Source organism: Flavobacterium foetidum, from assembly GCF_004634245.1.
Taxonomy (GTDB): Bacteria; Bacteroidota; Bacteroidia; order Flavobacteriales; family Flavobacteriaceae; genus Flavobacterium; species Flavobacterium foetidum.
In genome coordinates, this window is record NZ_SJTF01000006.1 from 71,896 (window position 1) to 92,964 (window position 21,069).

The 21,069-nt window shown below is 33.3% G+C and carries 13 protein-coding genes; 4 read left to right on the forward strand and 9 right to left on the reverse strand.

Features of this window, described 5'->3' with window-relative positions; translation table 11 throughout:
* Window positions 1-66: 66 nt before the first annotated feature.
* From E0W73_RS09505 to E0W73_RS09520, 4 genes are all read right to left on the reverse strand, one after another.
* Window positions 67-1,428, reverse strand: a complete 1,362-nt coding sequence (locus E0W73_RS09505) for a pyridoxal-phosphate dependent enzyme (protein ID WP_135221842.1) — start codon at window positions 1,426-1,428, stop codon at window positions 67-69.
* 40 nt (window positions 1,429-1,468) lie between these two features.
* Window positions 1,469-3,433, reverse strand: a complete 1,965-nt coding sequence (locus E0W73_RS09510; protein WP_135221843.1) for a putative porin — start codon at window positions 3,431-3,433, stop codon at window positions 1,469-1,471.
* 176 nt (window positions 3,434-3,609) lie between these two features.
* On the reverse strand, window positions 3,610-5,163 hold the full coding sequence (locus E0W73_RS09515) for a RagB/SusD family nutrient uptake outer membrane protein (RefSeq protein WP_135221844.1): 1,554 nt from the start codon (window positions 5,161-5,163) through the stop codon (window positions 3,610-3,612).
* Between the two features lie 10 nt (window positions 5,164-5,173).
* Window positions 5,174-8,284 (reverse strand): SusC/RagA family TonB-linked outer membrane protein, encoded by a 3,111-nt coding sequence (locus tag E0W73_RS09520; RefSeq protein ID WP_135221845.1) that lies wholly within the window; start codon window positions 8,282-8,284, stop codon window positions 5,174-5,176.
* A gap of 306 nt (window positions 8,285-8,590) precedes the next feature.
* Here E0W73_RS09520 and E0W73_RS09525 point away from each other — a divergent pair, with 306 nt between their 5' ends.
* Window positions 8,591-9,259 carry a ribonuclease HII gene (locus E0W73_RS09525; protein ID WP_135221846.1) on the forward strand — a complete coding sequence of 223 codons (669 nt, stop codon included), beginning with the start codon at window positions 8,591-8,593 and terminating at the stop codon, window positions 9,257-9,259.
* Window positions 9,260-9,345: 86 nt separating this feature from the next.
* On the opposite strand, the gene E0W73_RS09530 is transcribed toward E0W73_RS09525, so the two are convergent.
* From E0W73_RS09530 to E0W73_RS09550, 5 genes are all read right to left on the reverse strand, one after another.
* The gene (locus tag E0W73_RS09530; RefSeq protein WP_135221847.1) at window positions 9,346-10,926 is read right to left on the reverse strand and encodes a RagB/SusD family nutrient uptake outer membrane protein; all 1,581 of its coding nucleotides are present in this window, start codon (window positions 10,924-10,926) and stop codon (window positions 9,346-9,348) included.
* A gap of 9 nt (window positions 10,927-10,935) precedes the next feature.
* Window positions 10,936-14,040 (reverse strand): SusC/RagA family TonB-linked outer membrane protein, encoded by a 3,105-nt coding sequence (locus E0W73_RS09535; RefSeq protein ID WP_135221848.1) that lies wholly within the window; start codon window positions 14,038-14,040, stop codon window positions 10,936-10,938.
* Between the two features lie 666 nt (window positions 14,041-14,706).
* Window positions 14,707-15,405, reverse strand: coding sequence for a lipoyl(octanoyl) transferase LipB (lipB, locus tag E0W73_RS09540; protein WP_135221849.1), 699 nt, complete (start codon window positions 15,403-15,405; stop codon window positions 14,707-14,709).
* A gap of 5 nt (window positions 15,406-15,410) precedes the next feature.
* Window positions 15,411-16,163 (reverse strand): hypothetical protein, encoded by a 753-nt coding sequence (locus tag E0W73_RS09545; protein WP_135221850.1) that lies wholly within the window; start codon window positions 16,161-16,163, stop codon window positions 15,411-15,413.
* A 94-nt stretch (window positions 16,164-16,257) separates the two neighbouring features.
* Window positions 16,258-16,983 carry a hypothetical protein gene (locus E0W73_RS09550; RefSeq protein ID WP_135221851.1) on the reverse strand — a complete coding sequence of 242 codons (726 nt, stop codon included), beginning with the start codon at window positions 16,981-16,983 and terminating at the stop codon, window positions 16,258-16,260.
* A 280-nt stretch (window positions 16,984-17,263) separates the two neighbouring features.
* On the opposite strand from E0W73_RS09550, the gene lysS reads away from it, so the two are divergent.
* The 3 genes from lysS (at window position 17,264) to E0W73_RS09565 (ending at window position 20,896) form a co-directional block, all read left to right on the forward strand.
* Window positions 17,264-18,967, forward strand: coding sequence for a lysine--tRNA ligase (gene lysS / locus E0W73_RS09555; protein WP_135221852.1), 1,704 nt, complete (start codon window positions 17,264-17,266; stop codon window positions 18,965-18,967).
* 88 nt (window positions 18,968-19,055) lie between these two features.
* A complete protein-coding gene (locus E0W73_RS09560; protein ID WP_135221853.1) occupies window positions 19,056-20,405 on the forward strand; it encodes an AAA family ATPase in 1,350 nt (449 codons plus the stop codon).
* Entirely contained in the window at window positions 20,402-20,896 is a 495-nt protein-coding gene (locus E0W73_RS09565; protein ID WP_135221854.1) for a hypothetical protein, read from the forward strand. Before E0W73_RS09560 ends, E0W73_RS09565 begins: the two co-directional genes overlap by 4 nt.
* The last annotated feature ends 173 nt before the right edge of the window (window positions 20,897-21,069 follow it).

Here is a 21,069-nt window from a genome sequence, read left to right on the forward strand (position 1 = left end):
ACACGAAATAAAAAACCTCAATTTCTGATTTCTAGAAATTGAGGTTTTTGTAAATATTTGCGAATATTATTTTATTGATCCAATAATATCGTATTTAGTAATAATGTGATGATGTCCGTTCTGCAAATCAACTAAAACGGCATCATTTTCTTTGGTAAAAAGTTTTGAAACTTCTTCAATCGGAGTACCTAATTTTACAATTGGAAACGGCTTGCCCATAACCTCTTTGATAGGTTTTTCGGCAACATTTTTGTCGGCAACATAACTTCTAAACAAATCTGTCTCGTCTACAGAACCAACAAAACCATTAATATCTACTACTGGAATTTGAGAAATTTTGTATTTTCTCATACGCTCAATAGCATGAGAAACCAATTCTTCGGTACGAACCACAATAAGTTCTTTATCAATATGGTCCTTAATAACATCTTCTGCTTTTGTCACGTTTTCTTCTAAGAATCCTCGTTCGCGCATCCAGTCGTCATTAAACATTTTTCCAACATAACGGCTTCCTGAATCGTGAAAAAGGACCACTACGACATCATCAGGCTTAAAATGTTCTTTTAACTGCAACAAACCTTTTATACAAGCTCCAGCAGAATTTCCAACAAAAATTGCCTCTTCCAAAGCTATTTTTCTGGTATAAACTGCGGCATCTTTATCAGTTACTTTTGTAAATCCATCAATAAGTGAGAAATCAACGTTTTTAGGAAGAATATCTTCTCCGATTCCTTCTGTTATATACGAATAGATTTCGTTCTCATCAAAAATTCCCGTTTCATGGTATTTTTTGAAAACAGAACCATAAGTGTCGATTCCCCAGATTTTAATATTCGGATTTTTCTCTTTCAAATATTTTCCAACCCCCGAAATTGTTCCACCAGTTCCAACTCCCACTACAAAATGTGTAATTTTGCCTTCTGTTTGTTTCCAGATTTCCGGTCCTGTTTGTTCGTAATGCGCCAATGAATTGGACAAATTATCATACTGATTTACATACCACGAATTTGGAGTTTCCTCGGCCAAACGTTTTGAAACAGAATAGTACGAACGTGGATCTGTAGGCTCTACATCTGTAGGGCACACAACTACTTTTGCTCCAACCGCTCTAAGAATATCCATTTTCTCTTTAGATTGCTTGTCAGAAATCACGCAAATCAGCTTATAACCTTTTACAATTGCAACAAGAGCAAGTCCCATACCAGTGTTTCCTGAAGTCCCTTCAATTATCGTTCCTCCCGGTTTTAGTCTTCCATCAGCTTCGGCGTCTTCAATCATTTTTACGGCCATTCTGTCTTTTACAGAATTTCCGGGATTAAAAGTTTCGACTTTTGCTAATACTAACGCATCAATTTCGGCAGTAACCTTATTGAGTTTTACCAACGGGGTGTTGCCTATTGTTTCTAAAATATTTTTTGAAAAGTCCATTTATTTAAATTATTAATTTGGTTTGAATGAATTGCCCGGTTTATTGGAAGAAATTCCAAACCAGACCAAATCGGATTACGAAATCGCGATACGGATAATTGGGTGCAGAAAAATAATTGCTTTTAGAAAAAGCGGCATTAAAATGTTCTGCTTTCAAATAAAATCTCGTTTGACGGATTCTTGCATTTATAAAGAAGTCAAATGCAGCGAAGCCTCCTATTTTCTTTTCCTGTTGTACAAAAAACTCAGCCACTACAGGATTATAACCATCGCCATAATATTTTGTAAAATAATTAAAGGTAAAACCACTCTGCATATAAAGTGCCTTTTTGAAAAAGTACCCAGAATAATACAATGTATTTCGAGTCACAAAATCAGGAACATTTAAAATAAGGTCAGACTGATCAACTTTTTGATATAAAAGAGTATTATCTAAAGCAAATTTTCCGAATTTAAATTCTCTATTGGCTTTTATTTCCAAATAATTAATCACATTTCCATACTGAAAAGGTTTCACAATCTGGATGAGACTGTCTTTTTGAGACTGAGTCGCCGCATCCTTAAAGTACAAATGATCTTTCAGAACTGTATACTGAACCTGCGCATTAAGCCACGGTGTTGTTATTTCTGCACTTAAAGAATTAATTTTTTCATTCTTAAAATTTTCTGACCAATTGTACTCTACCCAACTGCTTTGAAATAAATTGTAGTTATTGTTTGGCAACTTGTTTATATTGCGATACCTGAAATCAAACTTAATTTTTTCGTTCATATCGTATCGCAGTTTAGCATCTAAATCAGAAAGCGACTGATTTGTGATTGACCTTGAATACAAAAATCTCCCGTTCCATTTATTCTTCTGATACTCATACTGACCTCCAACATTGTTAATCTGCAAATACAAATTATCCGGAATGATATTGCCAGGCCTAATAATTACACGATTGTACTCATAATTAGACCTGTAGTCGTCTATAAAAAAATTAAATTTTCCCAGAAGCGAATTTTCATACGTAGCTCCCACTTTATTATAAAGTCTTTCGAATTTGGTGTGGTCGTTGATTCCGCTAGTCACATACGAATTTCCAAAACGCTGTATACGCAGTGCATCTGCTGCAGAGATAACTGTTGGCTGTCTGTACTCGTAAACCTTATTTTCGTAATTAAACTGATGCGTTACATACAAATTGTTGTTTGCGTTTCGTGGATTTATTCTAAAAGCATGGTCAATAAAAAATCGTCTCCCCTTTAAAAATGACTGTGCGTCGGTCAAGAAAACCTGAAGCCTTTGACGATTTTTGTAATCCTTATTATCACTTTCAAAGTCTGAAGGCGTAGTAATTCCGCCATTTTCCTCATTTAAAACATCCTGATAGGTGTAATGCGCATTAATTGCGTATCTCCTATCGGTGGTGGCATAACTAGTGGTGAACCTAAAATTTCCTGCACTTACAAGCTGATTGATATAATCTCCCTCAGATCGCAAACCTCTATATGCAATAGACAAATTAAGATTTTTTGAAATATTTAAAGTTAAAAAAGAATCAACATTCTGACCTTTATTAATGGTAGTATTGAAAAACAGTTCAGTTAATGGAGTCGGCGCAGAATAGTAACGAATCTGGTCGGCTTCGATATAATTAAAATGTTTTCCTTTAAAACCAATTTCTGGATATGGTGAAAAACTAGTGAGGCTGTATTGCAATGTATTATAGGGCTGCCCGATATTTGAAAAAGCCAAAAGCCCAAATTCATCTCTTCTTATATGATTTTGCTTGTAAGCACTTTTTATTGTTAATGAAGTATCTGCATGAATAGTATCATGTTCAAGTGTAATAATTTTATATTGATCAATTTTTGCCACAAGAGATTTTTTCTTTTTTACAGTATCTGTAATACTTGAATATTTCGTATTCATATCCAAATTATTTTTAGAGGTGTTTTTCTCTTGCGAAAACAATAAAGATGGGATAACTAGAAGATATAGAAAAATGAAAATTCTCATTTGATGGCTTTATATATAAATATTTTGATAAAATTTGTCAAGCAAAGGTAAAAGATAATCGCATATAAATAAAAATCTATAGGTAAGTATTAACTTTTTTTTCGAAACCTCTTTTTATATAATCAAAAAGTCCTCAATCTAGACGATTGAGGACTTTGAAAATAACTATGTAATCTTTATTTATTCCATCCTGGATTTTGACCTAATTCTGGGAATATGCTCAATTCGACCTGCGGAATCGGCCATAAAAATCTATAGTCGCTGCCAGGTATCGCAGCAACTCCTTTTGGCCCGCTATACGGTTTCCCGTCCAAAACAAATAAACTTCCATCAGGAGTGCCATTAGTAATCTTAGCTGGTATGCCATCGATTGGAGCAATGTCATCGCCTTGTAATCTGTGGATATCCGACCATCTTCTACCTTCAAAAACAAACTCAATTCTACGTTCTGCTAAAATTGCTTTTACCAAATTTGCAGATGTAGCAAAACTGCTAGCAGTGTAAGCTTGTGTTGATGGGTTGGCTAAAGATCTGTTTCTCACTTTATTTAGCAAATTCAACGATTCAGTTGTATTTGGGGTAGACAAACGTGCATAAGCTTCAGCCATATTTAACAATACTTCTGCATATCTAATAACTGGAGCGGCATCAGTGAAATTGGTCACATCAGTATACTTATTAGTATATTTTCTTCCGCTAACAGTAAAAACAAGTTTACCTTCTTCTCTTCTTTTATCATCAGCTAGCCAGTTCGGATCTTTCCAAATAATTGGACTTATCGTTACTAGAGTTCTTCCTTTTAAAATACTCGCCAAAGCAGCATTTGTATTAGGGTTAGCACTTGATGAATGCTGAATTGAAAAAATAGATTCGCTATTTGTCAAATTATTTGCCAAGATAAAAGGATCTCCTGGATTGGCTGTTAAAGAATAGGCTCCGTTTAGCTTAGTTCCTTCTTCTATAACTTTCGCCCAATCCCTCTTATGAAGATATACTCTTGTTTTAAAAGCGATCGCAGCATTTTTAGATGCTTTTGCTGTGTTTTTTGTAGTAATCATATTTTCAGCATCAGTCAAATCTGCTAAAACTTTTGTATAACATTCCGCAACTGTATTTCTTGGTTTTGGAGTTTCTGAAGCAATTTCTGCAGCTGTATTCACACCCACTTCTCTATACGGAATTCCAGGATGTGATGCCCCTGCTGTAAAATTATAAGGTCTGGCAAAATAAGTCAACAATTCAAAATGCGTAATAGCTCTTAAAAATTTAGCCTGACCGATATAGTCATTTGCTACAGACTGGTTTATAATTCCTTTGGCCAATGCTCCATTTACACCTTCAATCATTAAGTTACATCTATTAATCAGTCTGTAACCGTCAATCCAATAGTATACATTATTGGGTGTAGTAGCATCATAACTACCTTCATAAGTATACTGGTAAAAAGCGGCTGTATTTATAACATCTTCGCCTCGACAGTCACCTTGTTCAACAAAAGCCGCTCCCCAAACATAACCTCGACCTCCATTTGGAGAACCACTATTATAGGCTCCTATCGCTGCGGCGTTGTAAACCCCGTTCATAGAAGCTGCAATTAGTGAGGGAGTAGAAAAAGCCTCAGCTTCAGAAATACTGTTAATCGGGGTTAAATCCAATATTTTCTCTTCTGTACATGCATTCATCCCAAATACTATAACAGAAAGCAAAATTGTTTTTATTGTATTTTTCATATTTTTTGTATTATAAACTTACATTTATTCCCATCGACATCACTTTAGAACGCGGTGTTCCATTTACATCGACTCCGGCAGTTTCCATTTCTGGATTGACACCTTTATATTTGGTAATCATGAAGAAATTTTGCGCTTGAGCAAAAATCCTGAAACTGTCTACTCCAATTTTGTCCAATAGCCCTTTTGGTAATGAATATCCTAAAGTGATATTATCGAACGATATGAAATTTCCACTTTCAATAAAACGAGAAGTTGCATTACCATTAAGATTAGTTGTATTATTACTACCTGCATATAATCTTGGTGTCCATCCGTCTCCAGGATTGTCTACACTCTGCCATCTGCCTAAAATTTCAGTACTATTATTATTGAAGTTTTGGTTCATTAACTCTCTTCTGGTCGCATTAAAAATTTTATTACCACCACTGAATCTCACCATAAAACCTAAATCAATGTTTTTATATTTCATATTAGAACTAAATGAACCAAAATATTTAGGAAGCGTATTTCCTAAAACTACTTTGTCTGTTGAAGCCAAAGAAGATGATTTAGAAACATCTGTCGGTTTGGCTGGATCAAACTCAGAATAAGATGTACCTGGCAAATTTGCCTGTACTAGACTTCCGTTTGCTTTATAATAAACTGGATTACCATTGGCTTTGTTTACTCCCCAGTATTTGTATCCATATAATGAATTAATTGATTCTCCTTCTCTGATAATAATATTTGGTGCGATGTTTACATTGGAATCGCCAACATACGATCCTCCAATCATATCACCGCTTGGAAGAGAAGTTACCACGTTCTTAGAAAGCGTTAAATTAGAAGAAATGTCCCATGAAAAATTTCGTGTATTTATTGCCTTATATGTCAATGCAAACTCCAAACCTTCATTATACATATTTCCAACATTGCTGTTAATAATATTATCAGGAATTCCTAATGATGGAAGAACTGGTGCCTTTAACACTAAACCGTCTATATCATTTTTGTAATAATCAAAACCTAATGTTAAACGATTGTTGAAAAGTCCTAGATCAACTCCATAATCGATTTTCTTACTAGTCTCCCACTGCAAGACACTATTCCCAAATTGTGAGTAGCCTATACCATTTAAACTACCGTATGGAGAACTAATTGTCAATCCTTTTGAAGGATATTCAATTCCTCCTAAAACATCTACGTTTCCTACTTGAGAATATGACGCTCTTAATTTCAAATCAGAAAGCGTACCTTGAATTCCCTCCATAAATTTCTCTTTAGTCACAGTCCATCCGGCAGAAACTCCAGGGAAATTATTCCATCTTACATCTGATTCGAACTGAGAGATACCATCACGTCTTAACGATGCCTGAATAAAATATTTTTCTTTATAATTATAATTGAATCTTCCTAAATAAGAAATAATCCCTTTTTCACGAACAGAACCTCCTGAATCTTTAGTAGAATAAGAATTGGTCACAAGATTTTTATTGTAAAAATCACTCAACAAGTCGCTCCCTTGTCCCCAGAAATTCTGATATTTTTGTTTTTGATATTCTGAAACAAATGTCACTCCCAAATTGTGATTTTCGGCAAATGTTTTCTTGTAGTTCACTATATTCTGCCAATTCCATCTTGTATATTCAGTATTATCGTTATAAATAATTCCGTTTCTTGAACGTCCGTCACCATGAACCGGATTCCAATACTGCAATCCTCCTGTAATAGCATTATCTGCACTTACCTGCAATCTATAACTTAAGTCTGAAGTGATTTTAGCATTAGCAAAGACATTAGCCAATGTTCTGTTTACCTTTGAATAATATTTATTATTGTTTAAAATGTAAACGATATTAGTGATATTTTCTCCTACAACTTCTTTATTGTCCCACTTTCCAACTGTAGAGTTGTCACTAGAAAGATTATAACCCGTTGGATTGCTTGCGTCATAAATAGGTACATTTGGCTGTTGTCTTAGTGTATTAAAAATATTTCCAGAAAGTCCATTTGTATTGGTATTTAATCCGTTATATTCTGTTCTAGCAACGCTTAAATTTGTGCCTATACTAAGCCATCTGTTTATTTCTTGATCAATATTAGCTCTAATAGAATATCTATTCATCTCATTTGCCAAATTGATACCTTTTTGATCGGTAATTCCTAGAGATAAATAATATTTAGTTTTGTCTGTACCACCACTTATAGAAAGATTATTAGTAATTTGAGGAGCATTTCTGAAAACAGCACCTTGCCAATCTGTGTTATAAGTGGTTCCTGCTGCCCATGGAGAAGCATTAATATTTGCTCTTTTCTCATTAGAAATTGTAATGAAATCAGGGGTTTGTAACACATCGTACTTTTTAAAAACCGAAGCAACACCAAGAGTGCTTGAGAAATTAAGTTTCATTGTTCCTTTTTTACCGCTTTTAGTGGTAATCAAAATGACACCATTTGCGGCTCTTGAACCATAAATAGCAGTTGCGGCACCGTCTTTTAGAACTTCAAACGATTCTATGTCTGCAGGATTAATATCTGCAAGACCATTTGTGTTTGCGACACCTCCAATATCTCCGCTCACAATTGGCATTCCGTCTACTACGACTAAAGGTTCGGTTAATCCAGAAATAGATGCAATACCTCTAATTCTGATTTTAGGAGCTGCACCGATAATCCCTGAATTAGTCAAAACCTGAACTCCAGTTGCTCTACCTGCTAATACTCCTTCAAAACTGGGAGTAACTAAATTTGCTATATCAGTTCCTGAAATTTTAGAAATGGAGCCTGTCACCTCTCTTTTTTTCTGAACACCGTAACCCACAACAACAACTTCATCCATAAGTTGCGCTTCTGATTCTAAAACCACATTAATGGTATTTGACGCGCCAACAGTAACTTCTTTATTTGTCATTCCCACGTATGAGAAAACTAGAACATTCCCTGTTTTTACTTTTAAAGAATAACTTCCATCAAAATCAGTGTGCGTACTTGTCTTAGTCCCCTTAACAAGAACATTGACTCCCGGAATAGCTCCTGTCTTGTCAGTGACCTTACCAGTCACAGTTCGTTCCTGAGCAAAGGCGAACTGTAACCCTAACATTAAAAGCAATGTTAAAATAAATGTAAATTTAAATCTCATGTTAAATTATTTTGAGTTAATAATCGACAAAAATGAGTTATTTATCTTACATTAAAATATTTAAATGTTAAATTTTAACCTTTTTCTTACATATAAATAAATTAAAATTAAACCAAAGATTACAAATAGCAAAAGAACGCTCATAAACAAATAACAATCAGTCGTTTAATGTGCTTTAAAACAAAAAAGAATAATATTAAAATTTAGAACTTTAACATGCCTTAAAATTCCTAATTGTAGGTTAATATTAAAATAATTGTCATCTTGGGAAAATAGCTTGATATTTGCAGTACTAAAAAAAATATAATGCTGCAATTAAATTTTTCGGGATTTATTTTAGAATCTGGCACAGACGAAGCTGGAAGAGGCTGTCTTGCTGGACCAGTTACTGCTGCAGCCGTAATTTTACCTGCAGACTTCGAAAATCAATTACTAAATGATAGTAAGCAATTGTCTGAGAAAACCAGATTTCTTTTAAAGCCATTAATAGAAGAGCAAGCTCTAACATATGCGGTTACCCATCTTCATGCAGATGAAATTGATGAAATAAATATTCTAAATGCCTCTATGAAAGGAATGCAGGAATGCATTTTAAAACTGGCTCATACGCCAGAATTTATTATTGTCGACGGTAATCGCTCCTTAAATTCAAAACTCGGGATGAAAAATAATTGCGGGAAACAATTTTCGTTAGACGAAATAGCATTATTAAAATCAATTCCGCATCAAAGCATTATAAAAGGAGACTCAAAATTTCTGAGTATTGCCGCTGCTTCTATATTAGCAAAAACATATAGGGATGAATTTATGAATACAATTCATGAAGAATTTCCGATGTATAATTGGAAACAAAACAAAGGTTACCCGACAAAAGAGCATCGGGAGGCTATTAAAAAGTACGGAACTACAAAATATCATAGAATGAGTTTTAGATTACTACCAGAACAGTTACAGCTCGATTTTTTAGATTTATAATAATAAAAAAACTAACATAAAACTTCTAAAAACTAAAAGCCCTCAATCTAAAGATTGAGGGCTTTTTACAATAATTATTTTTAATCCTACCAGTCTGGGTTTTGACCTAAACCTGGATTAGTATTCATTTCTAACTGTGGTAATGGCCACAAGAATCTACGATCAGATGCAGGAATTGCCGCAATCGGAGTAGTAATCGTATAAGGAGTACTTAATACGAACGCAGCCGCAGGAACTGAACCGTTAGCAACTTTTGCAGGAATACCATTAGTAGCTACTGAAGTGATTGGATCATTAATCAATCTATGAATATCTGTCCATCTACGTCCTTCCTGTAAAAACTCAATTCTTCTTTCTTTAAGAATTAAAGCCACTAAATCAGCATTAGTTGCGTAAGAAGCAGTTGTATAAGATTGAGTTGCAGGATTAGCCAAAGATCGGTCTCTAACAGAGTTCAACAAAGTCAAAGCAGTTGCTAAATTTCCTAAACGAGCATTAGCCTCCGCCATATTCAACACAACTTCAGCATACCTGATAACTGGAGCTGCATCTGTTCTATTAGTAACATCAGTATATTTATTAGTATACTTAACACCTGAAGCAGTGTAAATAAACTTTCCATCTTCTCTACGCTTATCATCCGCAAGCCATTGTGCATCTCTCCAAAGAATTGGACTGATACATACTAAAGCTCTGTCTTTTAAGATAGGAGCCAAAGCACCATTAACAGTTGGATTAGAAATTGCTGAATGCTGAATAGAAAAAATAGATTCACTATTGCTTGGTGCGGTACCAGTAGTTCCTTGGAATGGAGCATAAGGGTCAACAGTTAAAGCAAAAGCGCCATTTAATTTAGCACCTTCAACCAATACATTTGGCCAATCTCTTTTTTGAAGATAAAGTCTCGTTTTGAACGCAATTGCAGCCCATTTAGAAGCTCTTCCTATAACTCTTGAAGAGAATGTAGCACTACTACCAGTAGTGATTAGAGCTTCAGCATCGTTTAAGTCTGCCAAAATTTTATCATAACATTCAGCAACTGTATTTCTTGGTTTTGCAGATTCTGAATTGATTTCTTCAAAGGTATTTACCCCTACTTCTCTGTAAGGCACACCAGGATGAGTTGCACCAGCTGTAAAGTGATATGGTCTTGCAAAATAAGTAAGAAGCTCTAAGTGTGTTATAGCTCTTAAAAATTTACACTGTCCGATGTAATTATCACCTATTGCTTTAGTAATCACACCTTTTGATACAGCTTCATTAGTACCTTCAATCATAAGATTACATCTGTTGATCAATCTGTAACCGTCAACCCAGTAGTAAACGTTATTAGCAGTAGTTGGATCATATGTACTTCTATATGTTAACTCATAAAAAGTTTGCATATTTACAACATCTTCTCCTCTAGTTTCTCCTTGCTCAACAAAGGCAGCTCCCCAGATATATCCACGTCCACCGTTTGGACTTGTTGGAACAGCATTGTACTGTCCAACTGCGGCTGCATTGTAAACACCATTCATGTATGTTGCTATCAACGTAGGAGTTGTAAAAGCATCAGGACTTAGAATATTGTTGATTGGTTTTAAATCCACTATTTTTTCTTCTGTACAAGCACTCATCCCAAGCACCGCTGCAGAAAGCAAAATTGTTTTTATTATATTTTTCATATGTCTTTATTATAAACTTACATTTAATCCTACAGATATTACTTTAGCACGTGGAGTACCATTAATATCTACTCCAGATGTTTCCATTTCAGGATTTAAACCTTTATAGTCTGAAATTAACCAGATATTTTGTCCCTGAACAAAAAGTCTGAAACTATCCACGCCTATTTTATCTAGTAACATTTTAGGCAATGTATACCCTAAACTAATGTTATCAAGTGAGATAAAATCACCTTTTTCTACGAAACGTGTACTAGCACTTCCAGAAAGGTTAGTAAATGTATTTGAACTTGCATATAATTTTGGTGTCCATCCGTCTCCAGGATTATCAGCACTTTGCCATCTTCCTAAAATCTCAGTTCCGTTGTTGTTAAAGTTTTGGTTCATTAACTCTCTTCTAGTTGAGTTGAAAATTTTGTTTCCACCACTAAATCTGAACATAAATCCAAGATCAAAGTTTTTGTATTTCATATTAGATGAAAATGAACCATAATATGTTGGCAATGTGTTTCCTAATATAGTTTTATCAGCAGTTGTTAAAGTTGCAGTTGTCCCCACATTAGCTGGATTAGCAGGGTCGTATACAGCATAAGTTTGCGTATTAATATTACCTTGTACTAAACTACCGTTTGCTTTGTAATAAACTGGGTTACCATTTGCAGGGTTAACTCCCCAATATCTGAAACCATATAAAGAATTGATCGATTCACCTTCAGCAATAATGATATTTGGAGCAATGTTTGTATCTGTAGAAGATCCACCTACGATAGCTTGTCCTTGATATAAAGTAGTAACTTTATTCTTAGTAAGCGTTAAGTTAGATGCAAGATCCCAAGAGAAGTTTGCGTTGTTGATTGCTTTAAAGCTAACTGCGAACTCATATCCTTGGTTATACATTTTACCAACGTTTTGGTTGATTGTATTGTTAGGAATACCAATAGAAGGAGGAGTTGGAGCAGCAAGAACTAAATTATCAATATCGTTTTTGAAATAGTCAAATGCTAAAGTCAAACGATTATTCAAGAATCCAAAATCCACACCAAAGTCAACTTTTGTAGAAGTTTCCCACTGCAATAACGGATTTGAGAACTGATAGTAACCAATACCGTTTGAAGTAGCATATGGAGAACCAATTGTAAGATCTTTTGAAGGATAAGCAGCTCCATTTAATACATCAACATTACCAACTTCTGAATAAGAACCTCTTAATTTGAAATCAGAAACTACGTTGCTGATTCCTTCCATGAAACTTTCTTTAGAAACTGTCCAACCTGCAGAAACTCCAGGGAAGTTATGGTATCTAACATCTTTCTCAAATTGAGAAATTCCGTCACGTCTAAGAGAAGCTTGTAAGAAATATTTCTCTTTAAAGTTATAAGTAAAACGCCCTAAGTAAGAGATAATACCTTTTTCAGAAATACCACCACCTGTATCTTTAGTATTAAAACTATTTGTTACAAGGTTTTCATCAAAGAAATCACTGATAATATCACTTCCTTGACCCCATAATAATTGGTCTCTAGATTTTTGATATTCCATAACTCCTGTTAAACCAATATTATGATCTTCAGCAAAAGTATGCTTGTAGTTCAAGATATTTTGCCAGTTCCATCTTAAAAGATTTCTGTTTTCTTGGTATGCGATACCGTTTGAAGTACGTCCATCTCCATGAACAGGATTCCAGTATTGGAAACCGTCTGTTGATGCATTATCAGCACTTACTTGTAATTTATAACTCAAATCAGAAGTAATTTTTGCATTTGCGTAAGCACTAGCAATAATTCTTGTTGTTTTTGATTTGTATTTGTTGTGATCAAGAGCGTAAATAATATTAGTAATATTATCTCCTGCTTCAGCTAAGTTGTCCCATCTACCAACTGTTGCGTTGTTAGGAGAAAGGTTATATCCAGTTGGATCTGCAGGATCATATATAGGGATATTTGGAAGCTGTCTGATTGTATTAAAGATGTTTCCAGAAAGACCACTAGCATTGCTGTTCAATCCGCTATATTCCGTTCTGCTTAGAGCTACGTTAGTACCAACACTTAACCATTTGTTGATATCTTGGTCAATGTTTGCTCTAATAGAATACTTTTTCATACTATTAGAAAGGTTGATCCCTTCCATATCAGAAAGACCTAAAGACAAATAGTATTTAGTTTTTTCTGAACCTCCGCTGAAATTAAGGTTGTGCGTCATTTGAGGAGCATTTCTTAAAACTGCAGACTGCCAGTCTGTATTGAAAGTACTACCTGCTGCCCACGGAGTAGCTCCAGCATTTGCTCTTTTCTCATTAGAGATTGTAATAAAGTCAGGAGTTTGTAACAAATCATATTTTTTAGCTGCACTAGCAACACCAAAAACACTTGAGTAAGCAACTTTCAAAGTACCTTTTTTACCGCTCTTAGTTGTAATCAAGATTACACCGTTTGCAGCTCTAGAACCATAAATAGCCGTTGCAGCTCCATCTTTTAATACATCAAAAGATTCGATGTCTTCTGGGTTAATATCAGCTAAACCGTTAGTTGCTGAAACCCCTCCAATATCACCAGAATAAATTGGAATACCATCTACTACAATTAATGGCTCTGTACTACCAGAAATAGACCCAATACCTCTAATTCTAATTTTTGGAGCAGCACCAAGAAGGCCCGTGTTAGTCAATACTTGAACCCCAGTCGCTCTACCTGCTAAAACACCCTCGAAAGATGGAGTTACCAAGTTAGAAATGTCTTTTCCTGCGATTTTAGCAATAGACCCTGTTACTTCTTTTCTTTTCTGAACACCGTAACCAACAACTACTACCTCATTCATTAACTGAGCTTCAGATTCTAAAACCACATTAACAGAATTTGAAGTTCCAACAGTTACTTGTTTGTTTGACATACCAACGTATGAGAAAACTAAAACATCTCCTGTTTTTGCTTTAATAGAGTAACTACCATCAAAATCTGTATGAGTAGTCGTTTTTGTTCCTTTTACCAGAACGTTCACACCTGGAATAGCACCTGTCTTATCAGATACCGTACCAGTTACAGTTCTCTCTTGAGCGAAAGAAAACTGCATAGATAACGCCATAAATAGCGTAAAAATCCATTTAAATTTTAATTTCATTTTAATTTATTTTGAATTAGTAGATGGCAAACATCTTAATTATTTCTTAAAATAACAAACATTTTTGAAGATAAAAGTTGTAATTCTTTAATAACACTTTAACAGTTGATTACTAAATCGTAATTTTTAAAGCCTAAAAAAACATATTTCATAAAAATAAGCCGTTATTTCTATTATATCGTAATTTCGTGCTTTAACAGGCTTTTAGACCACTTTTGCAACAAATTGAGGACTAATTAAAAAGTTGTCGTAGAATTTAACAAAACCATAAAATATATTTTAATTTTTGAATTATTCGTAAAATTTAAGTGATTTCGAAAAAGAAAAATGCTTTTAAAATTAATCTTAAACGAGAAAACGAAAAAATCTTCAAAAATTTATCAAAATTAGACAAAAGTATTATTTTCACTAGTATTTACCTACTAAAACCAAACTTAATCTTGGCTATTTTATACAGTATTTTATGAATAAAAAAATATTTAAGCCTAATAAAAACGCCAGTTGAGCAAAAAAATTAACCTAAACGCAATAATTTTATAATTTAAACGTTAACTAGAATTCTCAAAATACCTCTTTTAAAATTTTTTATCTATTAATAAATAGCAAAAAAAACCGGAAAAGTTATTAGGACTAACTTTTCCGGCATGATAACCTTTCTAATTTCTTTTAAACAAAATCTGCTTCAAACAAGTTTGAAAGATGTTTCAAGATTTTTTCTTTTACCTCAGATTCGTTTACCTTTTCAACACCAATTTCTACATTTAGAGAAGTAACTCCCTTTCCGCGGATTCCACACGGAATAATGTTGTCAAAATATCCCAAATCTACATTTACATTTAACGCAAAGCCGTGCATGGTTACCCAGCGCGAAGCTCGAACGCCCATCGCACATATTTTCCGCGCAAACGGAGTTCCAACATCGAGCCACACTCCTGTTTCGCCCTCACTTCTGCCACTTTTTAGACCGTACTCTTCTAAAGTAAGAATAATAGATTCTTCGAGGTAGCGAAGATATTTGTGAATATCTGTAAAGAAATTTTCCAAATCTAAAATCGGATACCCTACAATTTGTCCTGGCCCGTGATACGTTATATCACCTCCTCGATTTATTTTATAGAACGAAGCTCCTTTGGCTTCGAGCTGTTTTTCATTTAATAATAAATTCTCAAAATCGCCGCTTTTCCCCAAAGTATAAACATGCGGGTGCTCTACAAATAATAAATAATTTGGAGTTGGCAGATCAAGTTCTTCCCTTCTGTTTTTGATTTTTAAATTGACTATGTCTTTAAATAATTCTTCCTGATATTCCCAAGTCGATTTATAGTCTTTATTACCCAGATCCTGAAGTTGGATTTTTTTGTTCATTTTAATTATTTTTCAAACTCAACATCGAAGTTGAGTTTGTCTGGATTCTCCATATAATCCGTAAAAGAGTATTGAATTGTAATTGATTTTCGGTCGTCGCTAAACAATGCATATGGATTAGAGACTTTCTTAATCTTTTTGGGAAAATTATACTTTACAATGTAACTAGATGACGCAAACATCATTTTGGTCATACCTGCTGTAGAATCTTTTTTAATTTCAGCCAGTTTCTGCTTATCTATTACCGCTTTTCTCGTAAATTTCTTTCCGTCGTAAGTATAACTTAGTTTACTATTATTGCTTCCAAAACCACTTCCCAACGGACTAGCATTGGCGCCGCCTTCTAATTTTTGAAGTGCACTTATAGTCTGTAAAATATCTTGTAATTCGTTTACATTTTTAAAATCTGTCGCAAAGTTCATTAAAAACTGCTTTTTTTCAGAACTCATTTTAGTGCTCACTACAAAATTCTCCAATTTTTTCAAGTCTTTTTGAGCTTCTGGAGACAATTTTGCGATACTGTCTTTTTTCTCTTCAAATAGTTGTTTAAAAGTAAATGTAGAGTCAATGTCTTTTTTAGCATCGGCTCCCATTTGGCTTCCTATTTGGTCGCCTGCCATTTCCATTAAAGCAGAACCGTCCATGTCTACAGAGAATTTTCCAGTTCCGTTTTCATTAATCGTAATATTTTCAGTGAAAGTACAACTCGTTAATGTTGCTATTAAAAAAGAAAAGCTTAGTAATTTATATAATTTCATAAGAGTACAATTTTTCATCAAAGATACGAAGTTTTTTAGGTTCTGAGATTCTAAGATTCTAAGTTACTGAGATGTCACGTTTTTGGCTTTTTTATTATTCTAAAACTACTTCGAGATTTGTTATTTCCGGATTGCCTAAACAATCTGACAATTTAAATTCTAATGTTAACGATTTTTTATCCGAATTGATTATAACTTTTGAATTGGAAACCGATTTTATCTTTTTTGGGAAATTATACCTTAATATATAAGATTGTTCCAGTTTTGAAGAACCATATTTTTTTTCAAAATTTTCAGATTGTTCTTTTGCCTTTTCTAATTCAAGATTATTTATAATTGAAACCGAACGTTTAAAAGTTTTTCCATCAAAAGAATACCCAATCCTGAAATAATGTCTTTCCGCTGTTAAAGCATAATTATGTTGAATGTCTGAAGCATAATCTTCTGTTTTAAATAAATCTGGGATTTCTGAGACTTTATTAAAGTCAAGTTTGAACGAAGTTCTAAATTCTTTCTCAAAAGAACTTCTCTTTATATGTGTTTTTACATTCGCATATTTCTGGAATAATTGCTGCTCGTTTGGTTTATATTGCAAAAAATTTTCTTTGTATTTACTAATGTAATCCCTAAAAACATAGGTAGTATCCTGAAAAACATTTTCTTTTGAATATTCTTCGCCAGCCAATTGAATATAACTATTTTCTTCTCTAAACTGTTCTAGCTCTATACTACCGCTCCCATCAGGATTGATTGTAATGGTTTCGGTTATTTGACAGCTTGATGCTAAAATCAGAAGTAATACAATTAATAAATATTTCATTTTTGGTAAAAGGTTTTGATTTTAAAAGATGCTAAGATAGCTAGTTTTACATTTAATTTTCTTACAATACAAAGTTCTTCTGAAAACTAAATCTTCTTATCTAGCCCCGATAGAAATGGAAATCCTTTTATGCCGGCGTTCGGCATAAAAGATTGGAATGAATAGCGGGACTAAAGGGGATTGAAACCCAACAAATTGCTGCTTCAAAAAATCTAAAACCTGCATTCTAAAATCTACATTCTTTTCTTTATCTTTGCACACTTAAAAAAAATAGCATAAAATGGCATTATCAGAACAAGAAATCATCAGAAGAGAAAAACTTCAAAATTTACGCAATCTGGGAATCAATCCTTATCCAGCTAATCTTTTTCCTGTAAATCATACTTCGAAGCAGATAAAGGAAACTTTTGAGGAAGGTAAGAAGGTTATTGTTGCGGGACGTTTGATGAGTGTTCGTGATCAAGGTAAAGCTTGTTTTGCTGAGTTACAAGACAGCGAAGGGCGTATTCAATTGTACGTGAATCGCGATGTTTTGTGTGAAGGTGATGATAAAACATTATACAACCAAGTATTCAAAAAATTAACCGATTTAGGTGATTTTATTGGTATTGAAGGGGAATTGTTTACGACTCAAGTTGGTGCAAAATGTATTCGTGTAAGCGGATTTACGTTCTTAAGTAAAACGTTGCGCCCGCTTCCGTTGCCAAAAGTGGATGAAGAAGGAAATGTACACGATGCTTTTAATGATGCTGAGTTGCGTTACAGAATGCGTTATGTAGATTTAACGGTTAATCCGCAGGTTAAAGAAACTTTTCTTAAACGCACCAAGCTATTTAGTGCAATGAGAGAGTATTTTAACAATGCAGGATATTTGGAGGTTGAAACTCCCGTTTTACAGCCAATTCCGGGTGGAGCTGCGGCACGTCCTTTTATCACACATCATAACTCACTTGATATTCCGCTTTACATGCGTATTGCAAACGAATTGTATTTAAAAAGATTAATTGTTGGTGGATTTGAAGGTGTTTATGAGTTCTCTAAAAACTTCCGTAACGAAGGTATGGACAGAACGCATAATCCTGAATTTACTGCAATGGAAATATATGTAGCTTACAAAGACTACAACTGGATGATGGAGTTTGCAGAAGGTTTATTAGAGCATTGTGCGATTGCTGTAAATGGCACTAGCGAAGTTACTTTTGGCGAGCACAAAATCAACTTTAAAGCGCCTTATGCACGTGTTACCATGACCGATTCTATCAAACATTTTACTGGTTTTGATATTTCTGGAAAAACAGAACAGGAATTGTTTGAAGCAGCACGTGGAATGGGAATCGAGGTTGACGAAACAATGGGTAAAGGAAAATTGATTGATGAGATTTTCGGAGCAAAATGTGAAGGAAATTATATTCAGCCAACTTTCATTACTGATTATCCAAAAGAAATGTCGCCGCTTTGTAAAGAACACCGCGATAATCCAGATTTGACGGAGCGTTTTGAATTAATGGTTTGCGGTAAAGAAATTGCAAATGCTTATTCTGAATTGAACGACCCAATTGATCAAAGAGAGCGTTTTGAAGATCAGATGCGTCTTTCTGAAAAAGGTGATGATGAAGCAAACGGAATTATCGACGAGGATTTCTTAAGAGCGCTGGAGTACGGTATGCCTCCAACGTCTGGAATGGGAATTGGAATGGATCGTTTGATTATGTATTTGACAAACAATGCTTCTATTCAGGAAGTTTTATTGTTCCCGCAAATGCGTCCTGAGAAAAAACAAGCTCAAATTGAATTGACTGAGGAAGAAAAAGTAATTATTACTTTATTGAAAGGAAATGAAAACAAAATGGATTTAGGACAACTTAAAGTTTCTGCTAACTTAAGCGGTAAAAAATGGGATGCTTCTATGAAAAACTTATCTAAACACGGTTTGACTAAAGTTGTCGTTGACGGCGAGTTTAAATTTGTTGAATTGGTGGGGTAAATTCCTTTAAAATCATACAAAAATTTAAAAAGGAGCTTTTATTGAAGCTCCTTTTTCATATATAAATATTTTCCTTAATTTTGAAAACATGGAAAGAGCAAAACTTATTGTTAAAAATTTCGGGCCTCTAAAAGATATTGATATTGAAGTTAGAGAAATGGTCACTTTTATTGGTGCGCAGGCTTCTGGTAAAAGTACTTTGGCTAAACTACTTTCAATATTTGAAGATGAAGGATTTAGAAGAGATGATACGATCTCTTTTGAAGAAGAATTAAAAAAGTATAATATTCTTTCATATTTAAAGAAAGAAACATTTATAGAATATACTAATTACAACAGCCAACTTCGATCTACAACTCCTTTCTTCCTAAAATATTCATCAGAAACTTTTATAAAACAAACTCCAGCGCATTTAATTAAAATGTATAAAGAAGTTAAAGATGATCCTCTTCTAATTTCTAATAAACATGGCGCAAATGAAAAATTCAAATCTTTAATAAAAGGGAGCCTCTATTACTGTAAATTTTATGATAAAGATTTCAATAAAAATATATATAATTTATTTCCGCTAAAAGAACAAAAAGAAAAATTTAAAGACCTTTTTTTCAATGGTTCTAAAGAAATTCTAAATGAAATACACATTGATGAAATTTTATCAATTTTAGGAAAAGAACACGTTTTTGAAAATTATTTATACTTGTATGAGGCTTTAGTAGAAATATTTCCGGCTATTTTTCTATATGATTCTATCTATATCCCAACAGAAAGAAATATTCTTCAAATAATCCAAACAAATATTTTAGGTTTGATTAATAATAACATCCAAATTCCTAAATACTTATTAAACAGTGGGCAAGAATATGAAAAAGCAATCAATACTATAACTGAATTACCTCTTCGAATTATTGATAATAAAATAAAATATAGAAGAGAAGGACAAAGTTCGTTTATCTATCATAATGAAAATGAAAAAGTTAATTTATTAGAATCTGCTTCAGGTTTACAATCAGTAATTCCAATTTTACTTTTAGTAGAGTATTCAAAATCTTTAAAAGAAGAATACAATTTCAATTTTGTTGTAGAAGAACCTGAATTAAATTTATATCCTAGAGCGCAACATGAACTAATTAAATATTTAATTAAAAATTGTTTGCATGAAAGAAAGAATTTAATATTAACAACTCATAGTCCATTTGTTCTAGCATCTATAAATAATTTATTATTAGCTCATGATAAAGGTCAAAACAATCCTAAAGAAGTAAATAAAATTATAAAGAAAGAATCTTGGCTAAATCCTAAAAATTTTATTGCTTACGAATTGAAAAATGGAAAAGCAAAAAAGATTATGAATGATAAATTAGGGCAGATTTCTGAAAATATGATTGATGGGGTTTCAGATGCTTTTGCAAATGAATTTGATAAATTACTTGATTTATGATTCCACGTCTTAGAGAAGCATTTCCTGAAATTGAAGAAAATTGTCTAAAAACTATTACTGACAAGCATACATTTGTCTTTGAATCTAATCCTGTTTTATTTGTTACAGTAAAAGAGCCTTGGCATTTACATATTGAAAACAAATCAAATGATGAGTTTTATTTTGTTCAAAATGATGATTGTGTAATGAAAAAGGTTAAAGGCGGTCAATGTGATTATGTTATTTGCAACAATAAAGATGTATTTTTTACAGAAGTTAAAGTTGCCAAAGGGAATCAGGCAAATCACAGAAAAGATGCTTATTCTCAATTAGAAAATACATTTAAACATTATTCAAGTTTAATAGATTTCAATCCATACAGCCTTAATGCCGTTGTTTGTCTTCCAAGTAAAAGAAGAATTATAAAAGCAAGTGCTTCTACAAAAAGAAAAGAGTTCAAAGATTTATATAAATTAAATCTTATTGAAAGTAATTATATTTCTTTCGAATAATTTCAAACCCGACAGTTTTAAACCTGTCGGGTTTTTCTATTTCAAATTGGTGCTTTAGCAATATTTATTGAAAGAACAAAATACACCTTAAATATTTATAAATCAACAATTTACAATCTTAAAAATTATTTCAAACTGCATACATTCTGAATGCAAAAAAACAAGTCGAAATC